Genomic DNA, 25,376 nt, shown 5'->3' with positions numbered 1-25,376 from the left:
ACTCGAATCATTTAGAGGATACATGCTGCAACCAGCGTTTTTCCGCTTTACGGAACAGGCTAATCAGGACATACGAAATAATCAAATACAGTACAGCGGCAATACCGAAGGCGGTAAACGGCTGATACGTTGCCGAGTTGATATCGCGGGCGATTTTCAACAGGTCAGGTACCGTTGCGGTAAACGCCAGCGCCGTGGAGTGCAGCATTAAAATGACTTCATTGCTGTAAGCCGGCAACGCAATACGCAGCGCGGAAGGTAAAATAATGCATCGATACAGTTTGAATGACGAGAAACCGTATGCGCGAGCAGCCTCAATCTCACCGTGCGGCACGGAACGGATAGCCCCGGCGAAAATCTCAGTGGTATAGGCGCAGGTATTCAGCGTCAGCGCCAGCACGGTGCAATTCAACCCGCTGCGGAAAAACGCGTTGAGGAAGTCCGTGCCTTTGACTATCTCCAGCGTATACATCCCGGAATAAAACACCAGTAGCTGAACGTACAGCGGCGTGCCACGAAAAATATAGGTGAACAGCCAGATAGGGAACTGAATAAATTTATTACTGGAAACGCGGCCAATAGCCAAAAAGAGCGCAAGTATTCCGCCCATCACTACTGACGAAATCAAAAGCCACAGGGTGATAGCGACGCCAGTGTAGCGATATCCGTCGGTCCACAGCAGGGACTTCCAGTATTCCTGAATAATCTCGATCACAGGTCAGCCCTCTTCACACCCACGGAATAGCGGCGCTCAAGGTACAGCAGCACACCATTAGAAACAGTGGTAAACACCAGATAGATGACCCCGCACACCACGGCAAAATAGAACGGCTCCCAGGTACTCTTCCCGGCAAGCTGGGTCGCTTTCACCACGTCTTCCAGGCCGAGCAGCGACACCAGTGCCGTGGCCTTAAGAATAACCTGCCAGTTATTACCGATTCCCGGTAAGGCATAACGCATCATCGCCGGGAACATAATGCGACGAAATATTTGTGAGCTGGTAAAGCCAAACGCCGTCGCGGCTTCAATATGGCCTTTTGGTACAGCCATAAACGCACCGCGAAAAGTTTCGGTAAAGTAGGCGCCGTAGATAAATCCAAGGGTGATAATGCCCGCAACCATCGGATCGATATCAATCTGGCCGATACCGATGGCATCGGTAATGGTATTCAGCGCGATTTGTAATCCGTAGAAGATGAGCAGCATTAAGACCAGATCGGGTACACCGCGGATTAGCGTTGTGTACCCTTCGAAAATAAGCCCCATTGCCCGGCTTTGCGACAGCTTTGCTGCTGCGCCGACAAGACCTATCAGAACCGCCAGTACCACCGAGCTGAGTGCCAGCTCCAGCGTAACAATTGCGCCCTGTAAAATAACACCTGAAAAGCCATACAACATGCTGCCTGTCCTGTCGTGTGTGGTGGAGTAGTAAGCCTCTTTTGATATTTTGTCTCGTCACTTTATGCCTGATGGCGCTTCGCTTATCAGGCCTACAAGCTTTCGTCGTAGGCCTGATAAGGCGCAGCCGCCATCAGGCAATAAGTCGATCAAAAATCTACGGGCTTTATCAGCACCTGCGGTAATTAACCGCCGTAAACATCAAAATCGAAGTACTTTTTCGCCAGCTTCTCGTAAGTACCGTCAGCTCGCATTTCGGCAAAGGCTTTGTTCAGCGCTTCGCGCAGCTCGTTATCGTCTTTGCGTAGCCCCATACCGGTACCCACGCCGAACAACTTCTCGTCTTTCACAGACGGACCGCCAAATTTGTAATCTTTACCGACTGGCTGTTTCAGGAAGCCTTCGCTGGCCGCGACTTCATCCTGGAACGCGGCGTCAATACGCCCGGCAGTCAGGTCAGAATAGATATTGTCCTGCCCCTGATAAGAGACAATCTCAATACCTTTTGGCGCCCAGTGTTCGTTGCCGAACGTTTCCTGGGTGGTGCCCTGCAGCACACCAACACGTTTACCTTTCAGCGACTCAATGGTCGGCTGAATAGCTGAATCTTTAGCGACAACCAGACGCGAGTCGGCTGCATAAAGCTTGTCAGTAAAAGCGATTTCCTGCTGACGTTTTTCAGTAATGGAAAGCGAGGACATGATGGCATCGATTTTCTTCGCTTTTAGCGAAGGGATCAGCGCGTCCAGCGGGTTTTCCACGAAAGTACATTGCGTATTAATACGTTTGCACAGCTCTTTAGCCAGATCGATATCAAAACCGACTAATTCACCCTGTGCATTTTTCGATTCGAACGGCGCATAAGTAGGATCAGTACCGATACGAATTTTTTGCGGAATGGCTGCAAATGCTGCGGTAGCACTGGAGAAAGCCAGAACCAGAGAAAGAGACAACACCAGTTTTTTCATAACTATCCTCAACAGACTGTCTTTTATAGGGGATCTTTACAGGACCAGGTGCAGTTATCGTGCCATTAATCAGGCCGACAAGGCAAAGTATTCTACCCTGCCGGCGGTATTTATTTGCATGAAAAGCGCTTAAGTATGCACTCATGCTTATTAAGTCAGCGATAAAAGCACCAAAACAGTGCACTGAATGTATTATGCACCGTAATGGTTACCCGCAATGGTGCAGTCAATTCCCCACGCCGCTGTATTAATCGCCGTAGACATTAAAATTAAAATATTTGCTCGCCATTTTGTCGTAGGTGCCGTCTTTACGCAGTTCACCCAGCGCTTTGTCGAAAGCGGCTTTCAGCTCTGCATCATCTTTGCGCAAGCCAATCCCGGTTCCGTCGCCAAAGTATTTTTTATCTTTCACCGAAGGACCTGCAAAGTCGTAGTCCTTACCGGCAGGTTGCTTCAGGAAGCCTTCGCTGGCCGCGACTTCATCCTGCAGTGCTGCGTCGAGACGACCCGCCGTCAGGTCAGAATAGATAAGATCCTGGTTCGCATAGGCCACCACATCCACGCCTTTGCTACGCCAGTTGTCATTGGCATAGGCTTCCTGAGTAGAGCCTTGCAGCACGCCAACGTGTTTACCCTTGAGGGAGTCCAGAGTCGGTTTAATTGGGGAACCTTTCGCGGCGATCAGCCGTGAGTCTGCTGCGTAAAGTTTGTCTGAGAATGCAATCTCTTGCTGACGCTTCTCGGTGATAGAAAGCGAGGAGATAATGGCATCAATTTTTTTCGCTTTCAGCGACGGGATCAGCGCATCAAAGTCGCTGGCAACCCAGGTACATTTGATCTGCATGCGCTTACACATCTCATTTCCCAGATCGATATCAAAGCCGACAAAGTCGCCTTTGGCATCTTTAGAGGAAAAAGGTGCGTACGTTGTATCTGTACCAATACGAACCGTCTGCGGAAGTGCTGCGTAGCTGGCCGCGGTGGCGGAGAGTCCTACCAGCAAAGACAAAGCAAGAACCGTCTTCTTCATACATAACCCTCAAGTGGCGTAATTTTATTATGTTTTACGTTGTGTTGTGTGTTTGCAGACTTTTTCATGCAGGTCTTATGCCATTTTCGCGTCGATGAGGATATTCGACGTTAAATATGTTAATAAAACGTTGCAATAATGTCCTGATTTTGAAGATAGCAGGTCTGACGGTCGAACCGCAGCGTTTCGTTGAGTTTTAACGAATTAAATGTTGAGGATATGATCGCGGTTACAAAATTGCCCTGAAACAGGGCAACGGATATTTCTTTGCACGCTGATGGAACGGCTTACGCCCCTTGCCAGCGGGTGAACAGGTCCTGTGGAAGGGTAATATCAAACTGGTCAAGCACGCGATTAACCGTTTGATTAATCACATCATCGAGCGTTTGTGGACGATGATAGAACGCCGGGACTGGTGGCATAATCACTGCGCCAATTTCTGCCGCCTGGGTCATGAGGCGCAGATGCCCCAGATGCAGCGGCGTTTCGCGTACACACAGCACCAGCGGACGACGTTCTTTCAACACCACATCTGCCGCACGGGTAAGCAACCCATCGGTGTAACTGTGGACAATGCCGGAAAGGGTTTTGATTGAACACGGCAGGATAACCATGCCGGCGGTCTGAAAAGAGCCGGAGGAGATACTGGCGGCGATATCGCGCGTATCATGATTCACATTTGCCAGCGCCTGCACGTCGCGCACAGAGAGGTCCGTTTCCAGTGCCAGCGTCTGCCGGGCAGCGGCACTCATCACCAGATGGGTTTCCACATCGGTAACGTCACGCAAAACCTGCAGCAGGCGCACGCCGTAAATTGCCCCGCTTGCGCCAGAAATACCAATGATGAGTCGTTTCATGTGTAATAGCCCTTACTTGCTCAGGGCCGACTTTGCAGGAAATTACGGTGAGTTGCAAGCAAGGGTGCAGGTTGCGCCCTTGCTTGCGAGCAAACATTAACCTTCGTTGTGCATTTCAAGGTTTTCCGCTTCGTTCTGACGCAATACCGCTTTAGCATCATCATTACGCAGGGAGTCGAGGAAATCGAGATATTGCTGGTCGACGTCTTTGGTGACGTACACACCGTTAAACACTGAACATTCAAACTGCTGAATATCCGGATTCTCAGCACGGACAGCTTCAATCAGATCGTTCAGGTCCTGGAAGATTAGACCATCTGCGCCGATTATCTGGCGAATCTCGTCCACTTCACGACCATGCGCAATCAGCTCCGTCGCCGTAGGCATATCGATGCCATAAACGTTCGGGAAGCGAATTTCCGGGGCGGCAGAGGCCAGATACACCTTCTTCGCTCCGGCTTCACGCGCCATCTCGATAATTTGTTCTGAAGTGGTGCCGCGCACGATGGAATCATCCACCAGCAGCACGTTTTTATCACGGAATTCCGCACGGTTAGCGTTCAGCTTACGGCGTACTGATTTACGGCGCAGCTGCTGGCCCGGCATGATAAAGGTGCGTCCCACATAGCGGTTTTTCACAAACCCCTGACGGTACGGCTTACCGAGAATACGGGCAATTTCCAGCGCGATATCGCAGGAGGTTTCCGGGATTGGGATGACTACGTCGATGTCCAGATCTTCCCACTCACGGGCAATTTTTTCGCCAAGCTTAGTCCCCATATTCACACGGGCGCTGTAGACGGAAATCTTGTCGATAAAGGAGTCAGGACGAGCGAAGTAAACGTATTCAAACAGACACGGATTGCTCACCGGGTTATCAGCACACTGACGGGTAAACAGCTGGCCTTTTTCGGTGATATACACCGCTTCGCCAGGGGCTACGTCGCGCAGGAATTCAAAGCCCAACGTGTCCAGCGCTACGCTCTCAGACGCCACCATGTACTCGGTACGGCCATCGCCAATATCGCGTTTGCCCATTACCAGAGGACGGATACCGTTAGGGTCGCGGAAGGCAACCATACCGTGACCGATAATCATCGCCACGCAGGCATAGGCGCCGCGAATCTGGCGGTTGGTTGCCGCAATGGCAGCAAAAATATTGTCGGCCTCAAGCGGGTAATGGCGGAAGTTATCCAGCTCGCTGGCGAAAATATTCAGCAGAATTTCAGAATCTGAAGTGGTATTGATGTGGCGGCGCTTTTCTTCAAACAGCTTTTTACGCAACTCATGCGCGTTGGTCAGGTTGCCATTGTGGGCAAGAGTGATGCCATACGGTGAGTTGACGTAAAAAGGTTGAGCTTCGGAGGCGCTGGAGCTGCCAGCCGTTGGGTAACGCACATGACCGATGCCCATATTGCCCTGCAAACGCTGCATATGGCGCGCTTCAAAAATATCGCTCACCATTCCGTTTGCTTTACGCAAGCGGAAGCAGTTGTTGGCATCAATGGTGATGATGCCCGCAGCATCCTGACCACGATGCTGGAGCACCGTTAACGCGTCATAAATCGACTGGTTTACCGGCATAACACCGGCGATACCGACAATACCGCACATACGTCTTTTCCTCGTTCAGCAACGACCCAAAGTTTATACTTTGGGCAAGAAACTTGACGAGCTTTGCAGATAGTCAAAGAACCATCTGATGATGAAACTGAACTGCGGAATCAGCTGCGACTTACCCCAGTCTTCACTTTTCGACAGACCGGTAAAGGTATCGAGAAAGAACAGTATGGCGGCAACGATCAACGCTCCACGCAAAGCACCGAAGCAGATCCCCAACACCCTGTCGGTACCCGACAGTCCTGTTTTCTCTACCAGTTGGCCTATCACAAAGTTAACGATAGCGCCGACGATAAGTGTCGCGATGAACAGTATCGCGATAGCAATCCCATTTCGAACCAGTTCGTCTTCAAAGCCCGTAAACCAGACAGACAGGTAAGTGTAGTAATGGCTGGCGACAAAGAAAGCACAACCCCAAGTCACCAACGATAATGCTTCACGAACAAAGCCACGGATCAGGCTAACCAGACAGGAAAAACCAATCACCGCGATAATGGCGTAATCAATCCAGACCATATGTGTCCCACGATTTTACGCCCTGTCGTCCTGTTCGGGGCGCATTCTAACAGAAAAAGAAAACGTTTGCGTAGGGATTTCCTTTCCACGCGTAAATAAAAATGGCGCTGAAAAAATCTTCAACGCCATACCGTTTTATGCCTCTTCGGGCACTACCGGATAGCGGTAAAAACACCGTATCCGGCCTGAATCAGGGCTGCGCCGTAAACAGCGCAATCCCTTAATTAGGGGTGTACCCCATCACGACGCCACTCAGACCAGAGATCTTCTGCAGCTCGCCCAGCGAGTTCTTTAGCTTATCTTTGGAGGCGTCCGGCCCGACGAGAATGCGGGTTATTTTACCCTGCACCGGCGTTGACGGGGAAGTATATACCCGGAAGCCCGCGCCACGAAGTTTACCCACGATCTCATTGACCTTATCCGCATTTTTCAGTGCACCGAGCTGTACAACGTACGCTTTGCCGGTTGGGGCTGGCGCTTCTTCAGCGGCCGGTTTCGGCGCTGGAGTCGGTGCCGGCGTCGGAGCGACGGCAACAGGCTGCGGTTTCGGTTTAGGTTTCGGTGGTTCCACAGGCGCAGGGACAGGATCTAATTCCGCGCTGTTTGCCGTCGTCAAACGTGATGGATCCAACGATGGCGCGGCAGCATCACCCGCACGCACCTCTTCTGCAGCCCCTTCCGGCGGCTGAGTCGGCAGCGCCTGCGTTGCTGCAGGCATCATGTCTGGTTCATCGCGATCACCGGGTTTAGGCACCAGTGGGATCGCTGCAAATTCATCCTGATAATGCTTTTTCTGCCCGTCAAGCAGCCCGGGAAGCACAATTACCCCGAGCGCGACTAGCACAATTGTGCCGACTAATCGATTCTGAAACTTACTCGCCACCGCTTCTCCCCACGTCTATTACTTCCATGACATGTGCGACAGTGTGAAAGGATCCACACACCAACACGGTATCTTCTGGCTTCGCCTCAGCAAGTGCTGCAGACCATGCCTGCGCCACGCTGTCATAAGCGTTGCCTTTGCCCAGGTGCTCCAGCAGTTGTTCTGCCGTTGCGCCACGCGGCCCTTCCAGGGGCGCACAGTACCAGACGTCAACCACGCTTTTTAACCAGGCTAACGTACCGGCAATATCTTTATCATGTAGCATACCGATAACCGCAAGTACACGCCCGCTTTTCACTAACTTTTTCAGACGTCCGGTCAGATACTCTGCCGCATGCGGGTTATGGGCAACATCGAAAATCACTCGCGGCGACTCGCTCACAATCTGGAAGCGCCCAGGTAAAATCGCGCGTTCGATGCCGTCACGAATCGCCTGCTCGCTAACGTTCAGCCCGCTTGCGCGCAGCGCAGCCAGTGCGGTAGCAGCATTAGGTTGTGGCACCTGAGGCAACGGCAAATGCGCCAACGTTCCATAAGCATCCGTAAACGACCAGTCGTTCTCAGTAACCGCATAGCGCCAGTCTACGCCGCAGCGTTGCAAAATCGCCCCGCACTCTTGCGCGACATCCGCGATGGTGTAAGGCATTTCAGGCTCGCCGACGATAGCCGGTTTCTCTGCACGGAAAATACCGGCCTTCTCACGACCAATACTTTCACGATCCGGGCCCAGCCAGTCAGTATGGTCAAGCGCAATACTGGTGACTACAGCGACATCGGCATCGACGATATTGGTGGCGTCAAGGCGGCCGCCTAATCCCACTTCCAGAATAACGACATCCAGTTGGGCCTGTTTAAACAGCCAGAGTGCCGATAACGTACCGTATTCAAAGTAAGTCAGGGAAATATCACCACGAGCGTCTTCAATCTCAGCAAACGAGGCGGTATGGGCTGATTCCGGCAGTTCACTCCCCTGCACGCGTACGCGTTCCGTGTAACGCACCAGATGAGGCGAACTGTACACCCCAACTTTATAGCCTGCCGCAGTCAGCACAGATTCCAGCGTCCGACAGGTCGTGCCTTTTCCGTTGGTTCCTGCCACCGTAAACACAAATGGCGCGGGTTTCAATACACCCAGTTTGCGCGCTACCTGGCTTACGCGTTCAAGGCCAAGATCGATGGTTTTACTGTGCAGGTTTTCCAGATAAGAAAGCCACGACGCCAGGGGCGACGCGGCTTGAGGAATACGTTTATTGTCCATGATGCCTGTAATTTTATTACGTAGATTAAAGCAAAAGGCAGCGCCAGTTGGCCCTGCCCTTTTTTACTCGTCGTCTTTCAAGCTGCAGGTGTGTTGGCTGCTCTCGCTCACCCGAATCACTTGCCCGTGCAAGCTCATCGGGGTTCACTCTCTTGCCGTCTTCCTGCAACTCGAAATCCATAGAGTAAGTTATCAGGCTTCTGATTCCTGATCGGGTACCGGAGATACCACCTCGCCTTCACGCGGCTCATCCGGATTCGGCGCAGGAAGATTCATCAGCTTCGCCAGGATGCTTGCCAGTTTCAGGCGCATTTCCGGACGGCGGACGATCATATCGATAGCGCCTTTTTCAATCAGGAACTCGCTGCGCTGGAATCCCGGCGGCAGTTTCTCACGTACGGTTTGCTCGATAACACGCGGACCCGCGAAGCCGATCAGTGCTTTCGGTTCTGCAATGTTGAGATCGCCCAGCATCGCGAAGCTTGCGGAAACACCACCCATTGTTGGGTCGGTCAGTACAGAAATATACGGTAAACCGCGTTCCTGCATTTTCGCCAGCGCAGCAGAGGTTTTTGCCATCTGCATCAGAGACATCAGCGCTTCCTGCATACGCGCCCCGCCAGAAGCGGAGAAGCAGATCAGCGGACAGTTGTCTTCCAGTGCCTGCTCAACGGCACGGACAAAACGCGCACCGACCACAGAGCCCATGGAGCCGCCCATAAACGCGAACTCGAATGCCGCAGCAACGACCGGCATACCATGCAGCGTGCCTTTCATCACCACCAGCGCATCTTTCTCGCCGGTTTCTTTCTGCGCAGAAGCCAGTCTGTCTTTGTATTTTTTGGAGTCACGAAACTTCAGCACGTCTTTCGGCTCAAGCTCGCTACCCAGTTCCACAAGAGAACCTTCATCTAACAGGCTATGCAGGCGATTGCGCGCCGACATGCGCATATGATGGTCACACTTCGGACAGACCTCAAGATTACGTTCCAGCTCAGCACGGTATAAAACCTGACCGCAGCTATCACACTTGGTCCACACCCCTTCAGGAATGCTTGCCTTGCGGGTGGGAGTAATGTTGCTTTTAATTCGTTCAATCCAGCTCATTGGTGACCTTTCTGCCTGAACCCTAGTCAGCTTTGTTATAAGGGGCGCATAATGCCATTTTTGCCCCTAACAGACCATGAATGTTGCACATTAAAACATAACAGCCCGAAACTTTGGATAAAAAAGTGGTCGAACCGCTGAGTTACTTTCTATTTTGCAGCCCGTGACGCAGCACGTTTATGGCGAATTACTTCAATCACCCCCGGCAATACGGAAAGGACGATAATCGCCACAATCAGTAATTTCAGGTTTTCCTGGACAATCGGCAGATCGCCGAACAGGTAGCCTGCGTAGGTGAACAACAATACCCACAGCAATGCACCTACGACGTTATACATCGCAAAGTGACGGTAGGACATATGTCCCATACCGGCAACAAACGGCGCAAATGTGCGCACGATAGGCACGAAACGCGCCAGGATAATCGTCTTACCGCCATGACGCTCGTAGAACGCATGGGTTTTATCCAGGTAGCTGCGACGGAAAATTTTGGAGTTCGGGTTACTGAAAAGTTTTTCCCCGAACAATCGGCCAATCGTGTAGTTCACTGCATCGCCCACAATCGCCGCCACAATCATCAGCGCCACCATCAGATGAACATTGAGATCATTGGTCGGCAGCGCAGAAAGCGCACCAGCAACAAACAGCAGCGAGTCTCCCGGCAGGAATGGTGTCACCACCAGCCCGGTTTCGCAGAACAGGATCAGAAACAGAATCGCGTATACCCAGATACCGTATTCCGCGACCAGCTCCGCCAGGTGCACATCAATGTGCAGGATAAAATCAATAAGAAAGTAAATCAGGTCCATAGTTATGCCTTTATACGACTCAAATTAGTCCGCCAGAAATAGCGGGCCCATAGGCGGTTTTGGCAGGTCGAACCGATCCGGGTAATCTACTGCAACCAGATACAGTCCTTCCGCTTTCGCCGTTGCCGCTGCCAGCGTTCTGTCCTTTGCCGCTAACAGTTCTGCTATCCAGCTCTCCGGCTGGTTGTTGGCGCCAACTTCCATCAGGCTGCCGACAATATTCCTGACCATATGATGTACAAAGGCATTCGCTTTAATATCCACCACCACATATGCACCGAAACGTTCAACGTTAATGTGCATCACGTTACGCCACGGTGTGCGCGACTGGCACTGTACCGCACGGAACGAGGTAAAATCATTTTCGCCAATCAGACACTGGGCTGCACGATGCATACGCTCAGCGTCCAGCGGTTCATAATAATGGGTTACCCCTTTACCCAAAACCGCAGGGCGCAACCGATGATTGTAGATGATGTAGCGATAACGGCGAGCCGTAGCGCTAAATCTGGCATGAAAATCATCAGGTACAGCTTTCACCCAGCGCACGGCGATGTCACCAGGTAAATTCGCATTTACCCCCAGTGTCCAGGCCGCATCTTTACGCTGGGCAGTGGTTTCAAAATGCACGACCTGCCCAGTGCCATGAACGCCCGCATCCGTGCGACCTGCACAAAAAACATTAATGCGTTCGTTCGCCACCTGAGAAAGCGCTTTTTCCAGTTTTTCCTGAACGCTACGCACTTCGTTCTGGCGCTGCCAGCCATAATATTTGCTGCCGTCATACTCAATGCCCAGCGCAATTTTATGGGTTGACGGCTGTTGCTGGTCAGACATTAGTACAGGTACTCCTGCACCAGTTTTTCCGCAATTTTCACCGCCATTAACGCGCCGCCAAAGCGTACGTTGTCTGCCACAGACCAGAACTGAACTTGCTCCGGCATACCGTAATCGTTATGCACGCAGCCAATAGAAAGGTGCGGAGTACCTGACGCGTCGCCAACCTGAGTCGGGAAGTCGGTCTCTTCCGACAACACCACATCTTCGCCGCGTGAAAACGCATCACGTGCTTCTTCCGCCGCCAACGGGCGCAGGGCTTCAAAATTCACCATCTGCGCATGGCCATAAAACACCGGGGACTGCACGATGCTGGCGGAGATCAGCAGGCCGTCATCCTGCATAATTTTGCGCACTTCATCAACAATACGACGCTCTTCACGCACGCTGCCTTCGCGATCGGGCAGCAGCGGCAGCATATTGAACGCCAGCTGACGACCAAAGAAATCATCTTCGTCAATCGGGATGCCGTTAAGCAATTTCGCGCTTTGTCCGGCCAGTGCGTCTACGGCTTTTTTGCCGTGAGCGGAAGCCGAAATAATATTGGTCACCGTAATCCGTGACAGCCCGCCGTCATCAATCAATGGTTTCAGCGCAGACAGCAACTGGCTTGTCAGGCTGTTTGGTACCGCAATCACATTGCGGTTACGGTAATCCGCCAGCACGAACGGGTTAACGTCCGGAACCACCAGCGGAACGTCTGGCTCAAGCGCGAACAGACCGCTGCTGTCAATCACCAGGCAACCCGCATTTGTTGCTTCTTCTACCCATGCGGCGGTGGCTTCAGTGCCCGCAACAAAAAATGCCAACTGTGCCTGTGTCCAGTCAAATTCTGCAACGTCCTGCACTATGACCGATTTACCGTTAAAACGCAGATGCTCACCGGCGCTTTCATTACGCGCCAGCGCATAAATTTCACCGACCGGGAACTGGCGTTCAGCCAGCGTATCGAGCAGGGCTTCGCCTACGGCGCCCGTTGCGCCCAGAATGGCAATATTCCAGCCTTCAGACATGGTGATTTACTCCAAGAAATACGTAAGCGTCCCTGTCGCATTATTCGACAGGGAGCATTAAGAAGACATTAATGTGCCGGATGATGAACAGCGTTAAAACCCAGCTTACACAATAAGGCAGCAGCCGTTGCGTCGTCACACATCACATATAAAGACGACCACTCACGACGCTCAAGGTAATTTTTACGCAGTTTATCAAACTCACCCGGAATTCCAGCGACTTTACGCAGCGGCGCATCATCGCGGCGCACATCATACACTAAATGCACCAGCCTTTTCAGCGTTGGCTGATCTAACGGGCCATGCAGGGTGATACGACCAAATTCCGGCGCGGGTAACAGGGTACTGAGCGCAACGTGCTGCTCGTGACCAATAAACTTACTATAGGCCTCAAAGACCTGCGTGGTGCCACGCGCTTTTCCTTCGAGGGTATACCCGGCAATGTGCGCCGTGCCGATATCGGCTTTCTCCAGCAACGCCACATTGAGATCCGGCTCTCCTTCCCAGACATCCAGCACAACGCTCAGCGACTGACCGGCATTCAACCGGTTCAGCAATGCTGTATTGTCGATGACCGGCCCACGGCAGGCATTGATCAGAATAGTGCCCGGCTTCAGTCGGCTAATCAGCGCATCATCCGCCATGTGCAGCGTTTTGTAGGGTCCGTCTTTAAACAGTGGCGTATGGAAAGTCAGCACATCGGCTTGCTCTACCAGTTCGTCCAGCGAGCGGAAATCGCCCTCGTCACCGCGATCGGCTCGCGGTGGATCGCACAGCAGCGTGCGGATCCCCAGCGCTTCCAGACGCGCCTGCAAACGCCCACCCACGTTGCCCACACCCACAATGCCTACGGTACGATCGCGTAACGAAAACCCGTCACGCTCCGCCAGCATCAGCAACGCTGAAAAAACATATTCTACGACCGCTATCGCGTTACAACCGGGCGCGGCGGAAAAACCGATCCCAGCCTGCGCAAGCCAGGCGTCATCCACATGGTCTGTGCCAGCGGTTGCCGTACCGACAAATTTAACCGGTTTTCCTCCAAGCAGTGATTCATTTACTTTCGTCACCGAGCGCACCATTAAAGCATCCGCATCATCCAGTTCAGCTACGGGAATCGGACGACCGGGAACCGCTTTGACCTCCCCCAAACGACTGAACAGTTCGCGGGCATAGGGCATATTTTCATCAACGAGGATTTTCACGTCTTTCGCACCTGTTTGAGAACGAGAGTTAACCGGGCAAGTGTGCCATAATCTCGCCGCCAGGCATACTGCGAGACCTGGTCAGCACAGATTTAAGGAACAGAGATGATGCAGCCCATTTCAGGTACGCCCGCACGCCCTCCCGGCGAAGGCCAAAATGCCCCTTCCGCTGCGGGTGAACAACCGTTATCCACGCAACAACGTACTGTGTTGGAACGACTAATTACCCGTTTGATTTCACTCACCCAGCAGCAAAGTGCTGAGGTGTGGGCCGGAATGAAGCACGATCTGGGCGTCAAAAGTGATACTCCGCTGCAGTCACGTCACTTTCCAGCCGCAGAGCAAAACCTTAACCAACGGCTGGGAGTTGCTCAGCAAAATCATGTTAATCGTCAGGTGCTTTCGCAGCTCACTGAATTACTGAGCCAGGGAAATAATCGCCAGGCGGTGAGTGATTTTATCCGTCAGCAGTATGGGCAAACGGCGCTCAGCCAGCTCACGCCTGAGCAGTTGAAAAACGTGCTCACGCTGCTGCAACAAGGGCAGCTGTCGATACCACAGCCGCAGCAGCGCCCGGCAACCGATCGCCCGTTGCTCCCCGCAGAGCACAATACGCTGAACCAGTTAGTTACCAAACTGGCGGCGGCCACGGGAGAATCCGGGAAGATGATCTGGCAGTCGATGCTGGAGTTGTCTGGCGTAAAAAGCGGTGAGCTGATCCCTGCCAAACAGTTTACGCACCTGGTCACCTGGCTGCAGGCGCGCCAGACGCTCAGCCTGCAAAGCGCCCCGACGCTACAAACGCTCCAGGCTGCGCTGAAGTTGCCATTAGAGCCGAATGAGCTGACAGCAATAAAAGAGTACGCGCAGCAGACGTATCAGATCCAACCACAATCGATTCTGACCACGGTGCAGGTGCAGGACTTGCTCAATCAAATTTTCCTGCGTCGCGTGGAACGAGAACGCGAGCTCAGCGATCCGCGTCATCTGCAGCCCATTTACAGCCCGTTCGCGCCGATGATTGAAACGGTTAAATCTCTGTCGGCACGACCGGGACTGTTGTTTGTTGCATTGATGATTGCGTTAGCCATTTTCTGGCTGGTCGCTTAACCTTTACGCAGCGTAAGCAACGTTACAATAATCCCCACCACGGCGGATATCGCCCCGGCAAGGAACACTGAGGGATAACCGTACGCGGTGGCAAGCACCCCGGCGACCGGCCCGCTTATGCCGTAGGAGATATCCTGAAATGCGGCGTAACCGCCAAGCGCCGTACCGCGAACCTGCGCGGGTACTCGCTTCACCACCTCGACGCCCAAGGCCGGGAAGATAAGCGAACACCCGGCCCCGGTTAATGCCGCTCCAAGCAGTGCAACCCAGGCTGTTGGGGCCTGCCACAGCAGAATCAGTCCTGCGGTTTCCACCAGCAAAGAGACAACGGCAACCTTCACGCCGCCGAACCGGTCCGGCATCCAGCCAAACAGAATGCGCATCAGCACAAACGCCCCGCCAAACGCGGTCAGGGTGAACCCCGCCATCGTCCAGCCATTGCTGACAAAATAGAGTGAAATAAATGTACCGATCACCGCAAAGCCAACGCCCTGCAGCGCCAGGCCCAGGCCCGGTTTCCAGATAAGCCCTACCACGCTCCATAACGAAGGGCGTTCTCCTGCATGTGCAGGCACTTTACGCACGGTGCCGTTGAATACCCATGCCAGCAGCGGTAATACCATCGTGGTTCCCGCCAGCGCCGCGAAGCCAAAGTGGCTGTGGATCAACAGGCCCAACGGTGCACCGGCGGCCAGCGCGCCGTAAATCGCCATTCCGTTCCATGACATCACCTTACCGGAGCGTGTTGGGCCGACCAGCCCCAGCCCCCAGGTCAGCGTTCCGGTGAGCAGTTGGCTTTCGCCAAAACCGAGGATCAAACGACCGACGATTAGCAACGCAAATTTTACGGGAACAGAAACGGGCAATAGCGCGGCTAACAGCCACGCCGCACCCGCCAGCCCACAGGCAAACATCCCCTGCAGCGCCGAGCGTTTGGCACCATATTGATCGGCTAACCGCCCGGCGTAGCCGCGTGTTAATACCGTCGCCAGAAACTGTACGCCGACGGCGATGCCGACCATGGTATTGCCATAGCCCAGTTCCTGGTGCACAAACAGAGGAATGACGGGCAAAGGTAAACCGACCGTCATATAGGTCAGGAAAACCGCAAAAGCGATGCGAAACAGCGAAAAGTTCGCCGAAGGTGTTTTTTCTTGTTGGGTTACAGCTGTCATGCGTTACTCCAAAATGCAGAGTAAGGCGAGGAATGCCCACGCCCCCTCTACCTGACTATCAGGATTAAGGTGCGTTGGATAACGTTAAACGCTTACGCATTATCAAGAGGATAATGTTGAAGCTGGAGTCTGCCTGTAAACCAGAGCGGTTGTCAACGATATAAAAAAGGGAGCCATCAGGCTCCCCTCTTGCATAATCTTTCAGTCTTACGCTTACAGCTTACGCATAACCAGCGTGGCGTTGGTGCCGCCAAAACCGAAGCTGTTGGACATTACGGTGGTCAGCGCCTGCTCGGTCGGTTTGGTCACGATGTTCAGACCTGCCGCCTGCTCGTCCAGCTCTTCAATGTTGATGCTTGGCGCGATAAAACCGTGTTCCAGCATCAGCAGAGAGTAGATAGCTTCCTGAACGCCAGCCGCGCCCAGTGAGTGACCGGTCATCGCTTTGGTTGCGGAGATTGCCGGGCTGTTGTCGCCAAACACTTCACGAATCGCACCCAGCTCTTTCACGTCGCCTACCGGAGTAGAGGTACCGTGGGAGTTCAGGTAGTCGATCGGCGTGTCTACGCCGTGCATCGCCATCTGCATGCAACGTACTGCGCCTTCGCCAGACGGAGCAACCATGTCTGCGCCATCGGACGTTGCGCCATAACCGACGATTTCCGCATAGATGTGCGCGCCACGTGCCAGAGCGTGTTCCAGCTCTTCGACCACGACCATACCGCCGCCGCCAGCAATAACGAAACCGTCACGGTGTGCGTCATAGGTACGGGAAGCTTTGGATGGATCGTCGTTATATTTGGTAGACAGCGCGCCCATGGCGTCGAATTCACACGCCATTTCCCAGCACAGCTCTTCGCCGCCGCCAGCGAAAACGATGTCTTGCTTGCCCAGCTGAATTTGTTCTACTGCGTTGCCGATACAGTGCGCAGATGTCGCACAGGCAGAGCTGATAGAGTAGTTTACGCCGTGGATTTTGAACGGCGTTGCGAGGCAGGCAGAAACGCCGGACGCCATCGCTTTGGTGACCACATACGGGCCAACCGCTTTCAGGCCACGCGGGCTACGCATTGCGTCAGCACCGAACACCTGAAAACGCGGGGAGCCGCCGCCGGAACCTGCAATCAGGCCAACGCGCGGGTTATTCTGGTAATCTTCTGCTGCAAGGCCGGCATCAGCCACTGCCTGTTCCATAGAAAGGAATGCATAGATGGATGCGTCGCTCATGAAGCGCACTACTTTGCGGTCAATGAGACCAGTGGTATCCAGTTTTACGTTGCCCCATACGTGGCTACGCATGCCGGAGTCCTTCAGCTCCTGAGAGAAAGTGATCCCTGAACGTCCTTCACGCAGAGATGCCAGGACTTCCTGCTGGTTATTACCGATGCTGGAAACGATGCCCAAGCCAGTAATCACTGCACGTTTCATTCAATACCTCTGTAAGTCGCACTATTTTAAAGTTTCGAGTGGCACAATAGCGTACACTTGTACGCCGAACAAGTCCGATCAGCCATTTAATGTGGAAATTTGCGCAGCCAGGCACTCATCGCTAAGATCGGGGCACAGCCTGCCAGACGAGTAACTTACGTGAAACAATACGCTATACAACCTGCCAACCTTGAATTCAACGCTGAGGGTACACCTGTTTCCCGAGATTTTGACGATGTCTATTTTTCTAATGATAACGGGCTGGAAGAGACACGTTACGTCTTTCTCGGCGGGAATCATCTCGCCCAGCGATTCCCTGCACATTCACGTCCCCTCTTCGTAGTAGCAGAAAGTGGGTTTGGCACCGGACTTAACTTCCTGACACTCTGGCAGGCGTTTGCCGAATTCCGCGATACCCACCCTGACGCTACCCTGGAAAGATTACATTTCATCAGTTTTGAAAAATTTCCGCTGACGCGTGAAGATCTGACCTTAGCCCATCAGCACTGGCCAGAACTTGCCCCGTGGGCCACGGCGCTGCAAGAGCAATGGCCGCTGCCGCTGGCGGGATGCCATCGCCTGCTCCTTGATGAAGGACGCGTCACGCTGGATCTGTGGTTTGGCGATATTAACGAACTGACCAGCAAGCTGGATGACTCCCTGAATCAAAAAGTGGATGCCTGGTTTCTGGACGGTTTCGCGCCGGCAAAAAATCCGGATATGTGGACGCCAACGCTGTTTAACGCAATGGCCCGTCTGGCTCGCCCCGGCGGCACGCTGGCGACCTTCACCTCAGCAGGCTTTGTGCGTCGGGGATTGCAGGAAGCCGGGTTTACGATGCAAAAGTGCAAAGGCTTTGGTCGCAAACGCGAAATGCTTTGTGGCGTCATGGATAAGACGCTGGCGCTCCCCTCCTCGGCACCCTGGTTTGCACGTACCGGAACAGATAAACGCGAAGCCGCCATTATTGGCGGGGGGATTGCCAGCGCATTGCTGTCGTTGGCGTTACTGCGCCGCGGCTGGCAGGTCACGCTCTATTGCGCCGACGATAACCCAGCCGGGGGTGCATCCGGCAATCGCCAGGGCGCTCTTTATCCGCTACTGAGCAAACATGACGCGGCCATTAATCTCTTTTTCCCCACCGCGTTTACCTTCGCCCGCCGGCTGTATGACACCCTCCCCGTTGAGTTCGCGCATGACTGGTGCGGCGTGACGCAACTGGCGTGGGATGAGAAAAGCCAGCAAAAAATCAACCAAATGTTGTCCCTTGAATTGCCCGATGCGCTCGCCGTCGGAGTTGACGCAGAGCAGGTTTTACAAACGACCGGCGTAAAAACCGGATGCGGCGGGATTCAGTACCCCGCCGGAGGATGGCTGTGTCCGGCACAGTTAACCGCCGCCGTATTCGACTATGCCGCAACGCTGGGATTACGCACCCGGTATCAACATACGCTGGCCTCACTGTCTCGACAGACAGAAAACTGGAAATTGGCGTTTGCCAATGGAGCAACCGCCACTCACGCTGCGGTAGTGCTGGCTAACGGGCATCGCATTAACAGCGTTGAACAGACGCAGTCGCTACCGGTGTACTCCGTAGGCGGTCAGGTGAGTCACATTCCTACTACGCCTTCGCTTTCAGCGCTGCGTCAGGTGCTGTGCTATGACGGCTACCTCACGCCGCACAACCCGCAAATTCAGCAGCACTGCATTGGCGCCAGTTATCATCGCGGAAGTGAAGAAACGGTGTATCGTGCTGACGATCAGCAGCAAAACCGTCAGCGCTTAATAGATTGTTTCCCGAATGCCGCGTGGGCAAAAGAAGTAGACGTTAGTGGCAATGCCGCCCGTTGTGGAGTGCGCTGCGCCACGCGCGATCACATGCCGATGGCCGGCAACGTCGCGGATTATGACGCCACGCTCAGCCAGTATGCCACTCTTGCCGAAGACAGAGAGCACGCCGTAAACGCCCCGGTTTATTCCGATTTATTTATGTTGGGTGCGCTGGGCTCGCGCGGGCTGTGTACTGCCCCGCTGTGTGCAGAAATTCTGGCATCGCAAATGAGCGATGAACCTATCCCTATGGATGCCAGCACGCTGGCTGCGTTGAATCCGAATCGTCTGTGGGTAAGGAAGTTATTGAAGGGTAAAGCGGTGAAATAAGATACCATCTCATCATTGCCTGATGGCGCTACGCTTATCAGGCCAACAACCCCCGTCCACGTAGGCCGGATAAGACGCCTTCGCGTCGCCATCCGGCACAATCCACTGCAATTATTATTGCGTTGCCTTTTGAAATAAAGTGTCCCACATCTCTTTCACTAACGCCTGGTCACGCGGCGAGAGTTCGCCTGCGCTGATGGCTTTTTCCAGGCTGCTGGTCACATTGGCGTACAATGCCTCAGCGGAATGGTCCTCGCCAGCATCCAACTCAGCCACAGCCAGCGTCAGGTGCCCACGCAAATAGCCACTGGCAAACAACTCATCATCGCTGGCGTGCTCTACCATATCGTCGATTAATGCCAGAATGCGTGATTCAAACTCCGCGATCATCTTCTTTCCTCATTGTAAACGTGGCAGCGGCTTCAGTTGAGCGCTTCGGGCCACGGGAATTGTTCCGCCGTAAGTTCAGGCGTGTGATAATAATTCTGTAACGCGTTAATAAAACGCGCCGGACGTTCAGGGATCCCCTTTTCCAGGTACTCCATTACCTGAGCATGAACACGGCGCTGGAATACCACGCGGTCTGGTTCAAAGTCCCCTTCGAGGTTGTCGCAACTGACGTTAAACGGGTACCCCGCCGCCATGCAAAACAGCCAGTCAAACGCCTGCGGCTTCACTTCCACATCTTCAAACTGGCATTGTGTCTTCGCGTCGCGTCCGTCCGGGCAGTACCAGTAACCAAAATCGACCAGCTCACGACGAGCTTTACCGGCGATGCACCAGTGTGAAATTTCGTGTAACGCACTGGCGTAATAACCATGCGCAAAAACGATACGGTGATACGGTAATTCCGCATCCGCAGGAAGATAGATCGGTTCGTCGTCGCCTTTAATCAGACGGGTATTAAATTCATCGGCAAAGCAGCCGTTAAAAATCTCAATTAACTGTTCGTAGTGGTGCGTATTATTCATTAATTCATCCCCAGCCAGTGGAGAATCTCCTGTCCATGATTATCATAAAGTAGCTTGGCGCTCATCACGGCGGAGACAATAACGATCATTGGCCGAATGAGTTTTTGTCCTTTGCTGAGCACCAGTCGAGAGCCCATCCGTGCGCCAATAAACTGGCCAATGAGCATCACAAAACCTGTCGCCCAAATCACTTTGCCGCCGAGGGCAAACAACAACAACCCACCGATATTCGATGTGGCATTTAATACTTTGGCGTGGGCCGTCGATTTCGCCAGGTTGTATCCGCACAGCATGACAAAGGCCAGCGCGTAGAACGACCCTGCCGCCGGACCAAAAAAGCCATCGTAAAAACCGACGCAGCCTCCCGCCACCAGCGCGAAAGGTAAACCGTGCAATCGACGCTGTCGGTCCTCTTCCCCCACTTTCGGCATCAACAGAAAGTAAAGGCCAATACAGATAACCAGAACCGGCAGGATCTGGCGCAGAACATCTGACTGCACGTGCTGAACCAATAGCGCCCCGCTCATTGATCCGACAAACGTCATGAAGATATTGAGCTTCTGGTCCGCCAGATTAACCACGCCACGACGAATAAAATAGAGGGAGGAAGAGATAGATCCCCCGCAGGCCTGCAGCTTATTGGTCGCCAGCGCTTGCGCTGGTGGCATCCCGGCCGCCATCAATGCCGGGATGGTGAGTAGACCACCGCCTCCGGCCAGAGAATCAATAAAACCTGCCAGCATCGCCACAAAAAACAGCACACCTAGCAGCAGTGGCGACACCATAAACAGAGAGGCAAAATGATCCATTAGAGTACATGCTCGTCCAGTAGCGCCTGGCAGGAAGGCGGCAACGGCGGCGGTGTCTTCTTCTCAGGCTTGGTGGTTCCAGGTTTTGGAGGTTCGAACCAGCTTTGCAGCTCTGCGCCACAGCCGTCACCCGGTGGCGGTAACGGTTGATCTTCGCACTCAAGGCTGTCGGCAGGGCAACGTAACCGCACGTGCATATGCGCACGATGCTGGAACCATGGCCGCACTTTACGCAACCAGTCCCTGTCGGTCCCTGCATCCAGACAAAGTTGTTGCTTAATCGCTGGATTCACGAAAATACGCGTTACTTCATTATCTTTTGCAGCCAGCCTTACCAGGCTAAAAATCTCCGGTTTCCACAGTGATGGCACAACACGTTTGCCATCCTGTGAGACCAGATCTAACGCCTGCGGCCGCAGCAGTTGCGACTGGGTCCAGCGCGTTTTCGGCAGTTGCAGGAAAATATCCACATCCAGTCCCGTCTGGTGGCTGGCGTGACCGCCATTGAATCGCCCACCGGCCGGCATCCCCATATCGCCGATTAACACCGTGCCTAGCCCCTGACTATTAGCCTGATTACTCAGACGCTGGATAAACCTCACCAGATCCGGATGGCCAAAGTAACGACGCTGATCGGTGCGCATCACCTGATAATGTTCTGACTGTACAGGCAGCGTATCTGCGCCAACAATACAGCCATTGGAAAACGCGCCGATAGACTGCGCGCTACCCGCAACCGGATGGGTAATTTTCTGCCAGGGCGTCGCCGCCAGACAGGCGGTACTGGCAAACAGAGCCAGCGCCGCAAGTGCCGTTTTTTTCATCTCTTACCAGCGTGGAATATCGGTCTTCACGTCCGCATTTTGCGCCCGCTGACGCAGCAGGTGATCCATCAATACGATCGCCAGCATCGCCTCGGCGATCGGTACGGCGCGGATCCCAACGCACGGATCGTGACGACCTTTAGTGATCATTTCGACTTCTTCACCAAAGCGGTTAATGGTGCGCCCTGGAACGGTAATACTGGACGTCGGTTTCAGCGCCATATGAGCAATGATTTGTTGCCCGCTGCTGATCCCACCCAGAATGCCGCCCGCATGGTTACTCTGGAAACCTTCTTTGGTGATTTCATCTCGGTTCTGGCTGCCACGCAGCGCAACAACGTCAAATCCGTCGCCAATCTCAACGCCCTTAACGGCGTTAATGCTCATCAGCGCATGGGCGATGTCGGCATCCAGGCGGTCGAATACAGGTTCGCCAAGACCCGCAGGCACACCGCTTGCAACAACGGTCACCTTCGCCCCGATGGAATCGCCCTCTTTCTTCAGCCCGCGCATCAGTTCGTCCAGCGCTTCGAGTTTATCCGGGTCCGGACAAAAGAACGGGTTAAGTTCCACCTGGGACCAGTCTTTGATCTCCAAAGGAATATCACCCATCTGCGTCAGGCAACCGCGAATCTCAACGCCGAACTTTTCCGCCAGATATTTTTTGGCAATCGCTCCGGCCGCCACGCGCATCGCTGTTTCACGTGCGGACGAACGCCCGCCACCACGGTAGTCGCGCAGGCCATATTTCTGCTCATAGGTATAGTCGGCGTGTCCTGGACGAAAAACGTCCTTAATCGCGCCGTAATCCTGTGAACGCTGATCGGTATTTTCGATCAGCAGGCCAATGCTGGTGCCAGTGGTAACGCCCTCGAACACCCCGGAGAGTATTTTCACCTGATCCGGCTCACGACGCTGCGTAGTGTAGCGCGATGTGCCTGGACGCCGTCTGTCGAGATCGTGCTGCAGGTCAGCTTCTGTCAGAGAAATGCCCGGCGGAACACCATCGACAATACAACCGAGCGCCAGCCCGTGTGATTCGCCGAAAGTGGTTACGCGAAAGAGTTGCCCAATTGTGTTTCCTGCCATCACGGCTCCGTTATGAGTGTTGTGTATGTGCGCGTGTAATTAGTCTTTATAAATGCTGAAGTGCTCACGAGCAGCAACTAACTGCTCTTTGGTCAGCATGAATACGCCGTCACCGCCGTTGTCGAACTCCAGCCAGGTGAACGGTACATCCGGATATTGCTCTATCAGATGTACCATGCTGTTTCCGACTTCACAAATCAGAATACCGTTATCTGACAGGTAGTCTGGGGCGTTCCCCAGAATGCGACGGGTAAGTTTCAGCCCATCACTGCCGGACGCCAGACCCAGCTCAGGTTCGTGACGATATTCGTTTGGCAGATCGGACATATCTTCCGCATCGACATACGGCGGGTTGGTCACAATCAGGTCATACTGGACTTTCAGCAGATCGCGGAACAGATCGGAACGGATCGGCGTGACGTGATGGATCAGGCCGTGTTCTTCAATATTGTGTTCGGTCACCGCCAGCGCGTCAGTGGAGATATCCACCGCATCAACTTCGGCTTCCGGGAAGGCATACGCGCAGGCAATGGCAATACAACCGCTGCCGGTACACATATCGAGGATATGCTGCGGCTGCTCATTAATAAGGCCCGCAAAGCGGTTATTGATAAGCTCGCCAATCGGTGAACGCGGAACCAGCACGCGTTCATCAACATAAAACTCATGCCCGCAGAACCAAGCTTTGTTGGTCAGATAAGCAACCGGAATGCGCTCGTTGACGCGGCGAATCACGCGTTCAACAATACGATGACGCTCGCTGGAGGTCAGACGCGCTGTACGCATGTCTTCCGGAATATCCAACGGCAAATAAAGTGACGGCAGCACCAGTTGTACGGCCTCGTCCCATGGGTTATCCGTGCCATGGCCATACCAGATGTTCGCCGCGCTAAAACGGCTGACCGCCCAACGCAACATGTCCTGAATGGTATGCAGTTCACTCACTGCTTCATCGACGAAAATTTTATCCACGTATTCCTCCAGGGCATGCTCGTATTAATTTCGGCGGCTAGTTTGCCACGAAGACGGCGATAAATCAGCATTCACACAGGGCCTGAGCGCGAAAATTGCGTTTTAAGCGATCGGATGCCCGCCGAGTCGGGTTAAACTAATGGAAAATAAAAGTTGAGACTCTCGAATGAAAAAGAAAACATCGCTCAGCGAGGAGGATCAGACGCTGTTTCGCCAGCTGATGACCGGCACGCGTAAAATTAAACAGGACACCATTGTTCACCGACCTCCACGTAAAAAAATTGCCGAGGTTCCGGTTAAAAGACTGCTACAGGAGCAGGCTGATGCCAGCCACTATTTCTCGGATGAGTTTCAGCCGCTGCTGAATACGGACGGCCCGGTAAGATACCTGCGTGCCGACGTCAGCCATTTCGAACTGAAGAAAATGCGCCGTGGCGATTACTCTCCGGAGCTGTTTCTCGATCTGCATGGGCTGACCCAGCAGCAGGCCAAACAAGAGTTAGGCGCGCTGATTGCCGCCTGTCGTCGTGAGCATGTATTTTGCGCCTGCGTGATGCATGGCCACGGAAAACATATTCTGAAACAGCAAACGCCGCTTTGGCTGGCCCAGCATCCGCATGTGATGGCTTTTCATCAGGCACCGAAAGAGTACGGTGGCGACGCCGCGCTGCTGGTGCTAATTGAAGTAGAAGAGTGGCTACCGCCCGAACTTCCGTGATGCAGAAAAACAGAAAGAGCCGCGTTTGCGGCTCTTTGCATTTTCGGATGACGGCTGCGCCTTATCCGATACCAACCTTTTTAAATCGCTTTTGCCATTTTCAGGTTACACGGGCTCATCTGCCAGTTAAAAGTCCCCTTCCCGCTCTCATCAAGCGTTACGCTGGCAATCGCTGATGTGGTAAACATCGGCGGTGTTTCACCTGGGCAAAGCTCAGACACCAGATACCCCACTAAAGGCAAGTGAGAGATAACCAGTGCCGTGGCGATACCTTCATTGGCCAGAGCCTGTAAATAGGCACTGACCAGACCGACATCGCCGCAAGGAGTCAACTCCGGCAAAACATCCACACCGGTTGGCAGGTTCATACACTCCCCCACCACATCCAGCGTTTGTTCGGCTCGTAGGAACGGGCTCACCAGAACACGTTCGATATCCACTTTTTGACCTTTCAGCCAGTTCGCCATCAGGCGAGATTCGTCACAACCACAGGAGGTTAAGGGACGAACCGAATCACTGGCGGCATCGAGGGCCGCGTCGCCGTGACGCATGATAAAAACTTGCATATTGCACCGCTTTTGTTAACCAGAATCACCAATACCTTTATTCACAGCCCCTA

At 53.6% G+C, this 25,376-nt stretch carries 26 protein-coding genes; 3 read left to right on the top strand and 23 right to left on the bottom strand.

Annotated features, from left to right (window positions below; genetic code table 11):
* Positions 1–7: 7 nt before the first annotated feature.
* The 14 genes from hisM to pdxB form a co-directional block, all read right to left on the bottom strand.
* A complete protein-coding gene (hisM, locus tag GUC46_RS07480) occupies positions 8–715 on the bottom strand; it encodes a histidine ABC transporter permease HisM (RefSeq protein ID WP_003028116.1) in 708 nt (235 codons plus the stop codon).
* Complete coding sequence (locus GUC46_RS07475; protein ID WP_003028118.1) at positions 712–1,398, bottom strand: histidine ABC transporter permease HisQ; 687 nt, start codon at positions 1,396–1,398, stop codon at positions 712–714. Before GUC46_RS07475 ends, hisM begins: the two co-directional genes overlap by 4 nt.
* Positions 1,399–1,583: 185 nt before the next feature.
* Complete coding sequence (gene hisJ / locus GUC46_RS07470) at positions 1,584–2,366, bottom strand: histidine ABC transporter substrate-binding protein HisJ (protein WP_003028120.1); 783 nt, start codon at positions 2,364–2,366, stop codon at positions 1,584–1,586.
* Between the two features lie 247 nt (positions 2,367–2,613).
* Complete coding sequence (gene argT / locus GUC46_RS07465) at positions 2,614–3,396, bottom strand: lysine/arginine/ornithine ABC transporter substrate-binding protein ArgT (RefSeq protein WP_003839327.1); 783 nt, start codon at positions 3,394–3,396, stop codon at positions 2,614–2,616.
* A 287-nt stretch (positions 3,397–3,683) separates the two neighbouring features.
* The gene (locus tag GUC46_RS07460) at positions 3,684–4,253 is read right to left on the bottom strand and encodes a UbiX family flavin prenyltransferase (protein ID WP_003028125.1); all 570 of its coding nucleotides are present in this window, start codon (positions 4,251–4,253) and stop codon (positions 3,684–3,686) included.
* A 96-nt stretch (positions 4,254–4,349) separates the two neighbouring features.
* Positions 4,350–5,867, bottom strand: a complete 1,518-nt coding sequence (gene purF, locus GUC46_RS07455; RefSeq protein ID WP_003028127.1) for an amidophosphoribosyltransferase — start codon at positions 5,865–5,867, stop codon at positions 4,350–4,352.
* Positions 5,868–5,900: 33 nt separating this feature from the next.
* Positions 5,901–6,389: a colicin V production protein gene (gene cvpA, locus GUC46_RS07450; RefSeq protein WP_003028129.1), complete on the bottom strand. Its 489-nt coding sequence runs from the start codon at positions 6,387–6,389 to the stop codon at positions 5,901–5,903.
* A 220-nt stretch (positions 6,390–6,609) separates the two neighbouring features.
* The gene (gene dedD, locus GUC46_RS07445) at positions 6,610–7,272 is read right to left on the bottom strand and encodes a cell division protein DedD (protein ID WP_048218334.1); all 663 of its coding nucleotides are present in this window, start codon (positions 7,270–7,272) and stop codon (positions 6,610–6,612) included.
* Positions 7,262–8,530 carry a bifunctional tetrahydrofolate synthase/dihydrofolate synthase gene (gene folC, locus GUC46_RS07440; RefSeq protein WP_160179995.1) on the bottom strand — a complete coding sequence of 423 codons (1,269 nt, stop codon included), beginning with the start codon at positions 8,528–8,530 and terminating at the stop codon, positions 7,262–7,264. The genes dedD and folC overlap by 11 nt, the downstream gene beginning before the upstream one ends.
* Positions 8,531–8,722: 192 nt before the next feature.
* Positions 8,723–9,637, bottom strand: coding sequence for an acetyl-CoA carboxylase, carboxyltransferase subunit beta (gene accD / locus GUC46_RS07435; protein ID WP_003839317.1), 915 nt, complete (start codon positions 9,635–9,637; stop codon positions 8,723–8,725).
* A gap of 149 nt (positions 9,638–9,786) precedes the next feature.
* The gene (locus GUC46_RS07430) at positions 9,787–10,446 is read right to left on the bottom strand and encodes a DedA family protein (RefSeq protein ID WP_003028140.1); all 660 of its coding nucleotides are present in this window, start codon (positions 10,444–10,446) and stop codon (positions 9,787–9,789) included.
* A 24-nt stretch (positions 10,447–10,470) separates the two neighbouring features.
* Positions 10,471–11,283: a tRNA pseudouridine(38-40) synthase TruA gene (gene truA, locus GUC46_RS07425; protein WP_003028142.1), complete on the bottom strand. Its 813-nt coding sequence runs from the start codon at positions 11,281–11,283 to the stop codon at positions 10,471–10,473.
* Positions 11,283–12,296 (bottom strand): aspartate-semialdehyde dehydrogenase, encoded by a 1,014-nt coding sequence (locus GUC46_RS07420; protein WP_003839313.1) that lies wholly within the window; start codon positions 12,294–12,296, stop codon positions 11,283–11,285. Before GUC46_RS07420 ends, truA begins: the two co-directional genes overlap by 1 nt.
* 68 nt (positions 12,297–12,364) lie before the next feature.
* A complete protein-coding gene (pdxB, locus tag GUC46_RS07415; RefSeq protein WP_048217302.1) occupies positions 12,365–13,501 on the bottom strand; it encodes a 4-phosphoerythronate dehydrogenase PdxB in 1,137 nt (378 codons plus the stop codon).
* A 108-nt stretch (positions 13,502–13,609) separates the two neighbouring features.
* Here pdxB and flk point away from each other — a divergent pair, with 108 nt between their 5' ends.
* Positions 13,610–14,611: a flagella biosynthesis regulator Flk gene (flk, locus tag GUC46_RS07410; RefSeq protein WP_003845068.1), complete on the top strand. Its 1,002-nt coding sequence runs from the start codon at positions 13,610–13,612 to the stop codon at positions 14,609–14,611.
* On the opposite strand, the gene GUC46_RS07405 is transcribed toward flk, so the two are convergent.
* Positions 14,608–15,786 carry an MFS transporter gene (locus GUC46_RS07405; RefSeq protein WP_003028149.1) on the bottom strand — a complete coding sequence of 393 codons (1,179 nt, stop codon included), beginning with the start codon at positions 15,784–15,786 and terminating at the stop codon, positions 14,608–14,610. The two genes, flk and GUC46_RS07405, sit on opposite strands and share 4 nt — an antisense overlap.
* Before the next feature lie 213 nt (positions 15,787–15,999).
* Positions 16,000–17,214 carry a beta-ketoacyl-ACP synthase I gene (gene fabB / locus GUC46_RS07400; RefSeq protein WP_003834815.1) on the bottom strand — a complete coding sequence of 405 codons (1,215 nt, stop codon included), beginning with the start codon at positions 17,212–17,214 and terminating at the stop codon, positions 16,000–16,002.
* 159 nt (positions 17,215–17,373) lie between these two features.
* On the opposite strand from fabB, the gene mnmC reads away from it, so the two are divergent.
* Positions 17,374–19,374, top strand: coding sequence for a bifunctional tRNA (5-methylaminomethyl-2-thiouridine)(34)-methyltransferase MnmD/FAD-dependent 5-carboxymethylaminomethyl-2-thiouridine(34) oxidoreductase MnmC (mnmC, locus tag GUC46_RS07395; protein WP_176691732.1), 2,001 nt, complete (start codon positions 17,374–17,376; stop codon positions 19,372–19,374).
* 114 nt (positions 19,375–19,488) lie between these two features.
* On the opposite strand, the gene GUC46_RS07390 is transcribed toward mnmC, so the two are convergent.
* From GUC46_RS07390 to prmB, 6 genes are read right to left on the bottom strand one after another with little or no spacing between them, the layout of a single operon-like run.
* Positions 19,489–19,764 (bottom strand): YfcL family protein, encoded by a 276-nt coding sequence (locus GUC46_RS07390; RefSeq protein ID WP_003028163.1) that lies wholly within the window; start codon positions 19,762–19,764, stop codon positions 19,489–19,491.
* 32 nt (positions 19,765–19,796) lie between these two features.
* On the bottom strand, positions 19,797–20,345 hold the full coding sequence (locus GUC46_RS07385; protein WP_003834819.1) for an elongation factor P hydroxylase: 549 nt from the start codon (positions 20,343–20,345) through the stop codon (positions 19,797–19,799).
* The gene (locus tag GUC46_RS07380; protein WP_003028167.1) at positions 20,345–21,154 is read right to left on the bottom strand and encodes a sulfite exporter TauE/SafE family protein; all 810 of its coding nucleotides are present in this window, start codon (positions 21,152–21,154) and stop codon (positions 20,345–20,347) included. The genes GUC46_RS07385 and GUC46_RS07380 overlap by 1 nt, the downstream gene beginning before the upstream one ends.
* The gene (gene mepA, locus GUC46_RS07375; RefSeq protein ID WP_003028168.1) at positions 21,154–21,978 is read right to left on the bottom strand and encodes a penicillin-insensitive murein endopeptidase; all 825 of its coding nucleotides are present in this window, start codon (positions 21,976–21,978) and stop codon (positions 21,154–21,156) included. Before mepA ends, GUC46_RS07380 begins: the two co-directional genes overlap by 1 nt.
* 3 nt (positions 21,979–21,981) lie before the next feature.
* Positions 21,982–23,067 (bottom strand): chorismate synthase, encoded by a 1,086-nt coding sequence (gene aroC / locus GUC46_RS07370; protein ID WP_003028170.1) that lies wholly within the window; start codon positions 23,065–23,067, stop codon positions 21,982–21,984.
* Between the two features lie 39 nt (positions 23,068–23,106).
* A complete protein-coding gene (prmB, locus tag GUC46_RS07365) occupies positions 23,107–24,039 on the bottom strand; it encodes a 50S ribosomal protein L3 N(5)-glutamine methyltransferase (RefSeq protein ID WP_003028173.1) in 933 nt (310 codons plus the stop codon).
* A gap of 166 nt (positions 24,040–24,205) precedes the next feature.
* On the opposite strand from prmB, the gene smrB reads away from it, so the two are divergent.
* Positions 24,206–24,757, top strand: coding sequence for an endonuclease SmrB (gene smrB / locus GUC46_RS07360; RefSeq protein WP_003839296.1), 552 nt, complete (start codon positions 24,206–24,208; stop codon positions 24,755–24,757).
* A gap of 80 nt (positions 24,758–24,837) precedes the next feature.
* Here smrB and sixA read toward each other — a convergent pair whose 3' ends face one another.
* Positions 24,838–25,323: a phosphohistidine phosphatase SixA gene (gene sixA, locus GUC46_RS07355; protein WP_003028179.1), complete on the bottom strand. Its 486-nt coding sequence runs from the start codon at positions 25,321–25,323 to the stop codon at positions 24,838–24,840.
* Between the last annotated feature and the right edge of the window lie 53 nt (positions 25,324–25,376).

Origin of the sequence: Citrobacter sp. LUTT5 (genome assembly GCF_009905315.1) — a bacterium.
Lineage (GTDB): Bacteria > Pseudomonadota > Gammaproteobacteria > Enterobacterales > Enterobacteriaceae > Citrobacter > Citrobacter freundii.
The sequence above is the reverse complement of the archived record's forward strand: the minus strand, read 5'-3'. Positions and strand labels throughout refer to the sequence as shown.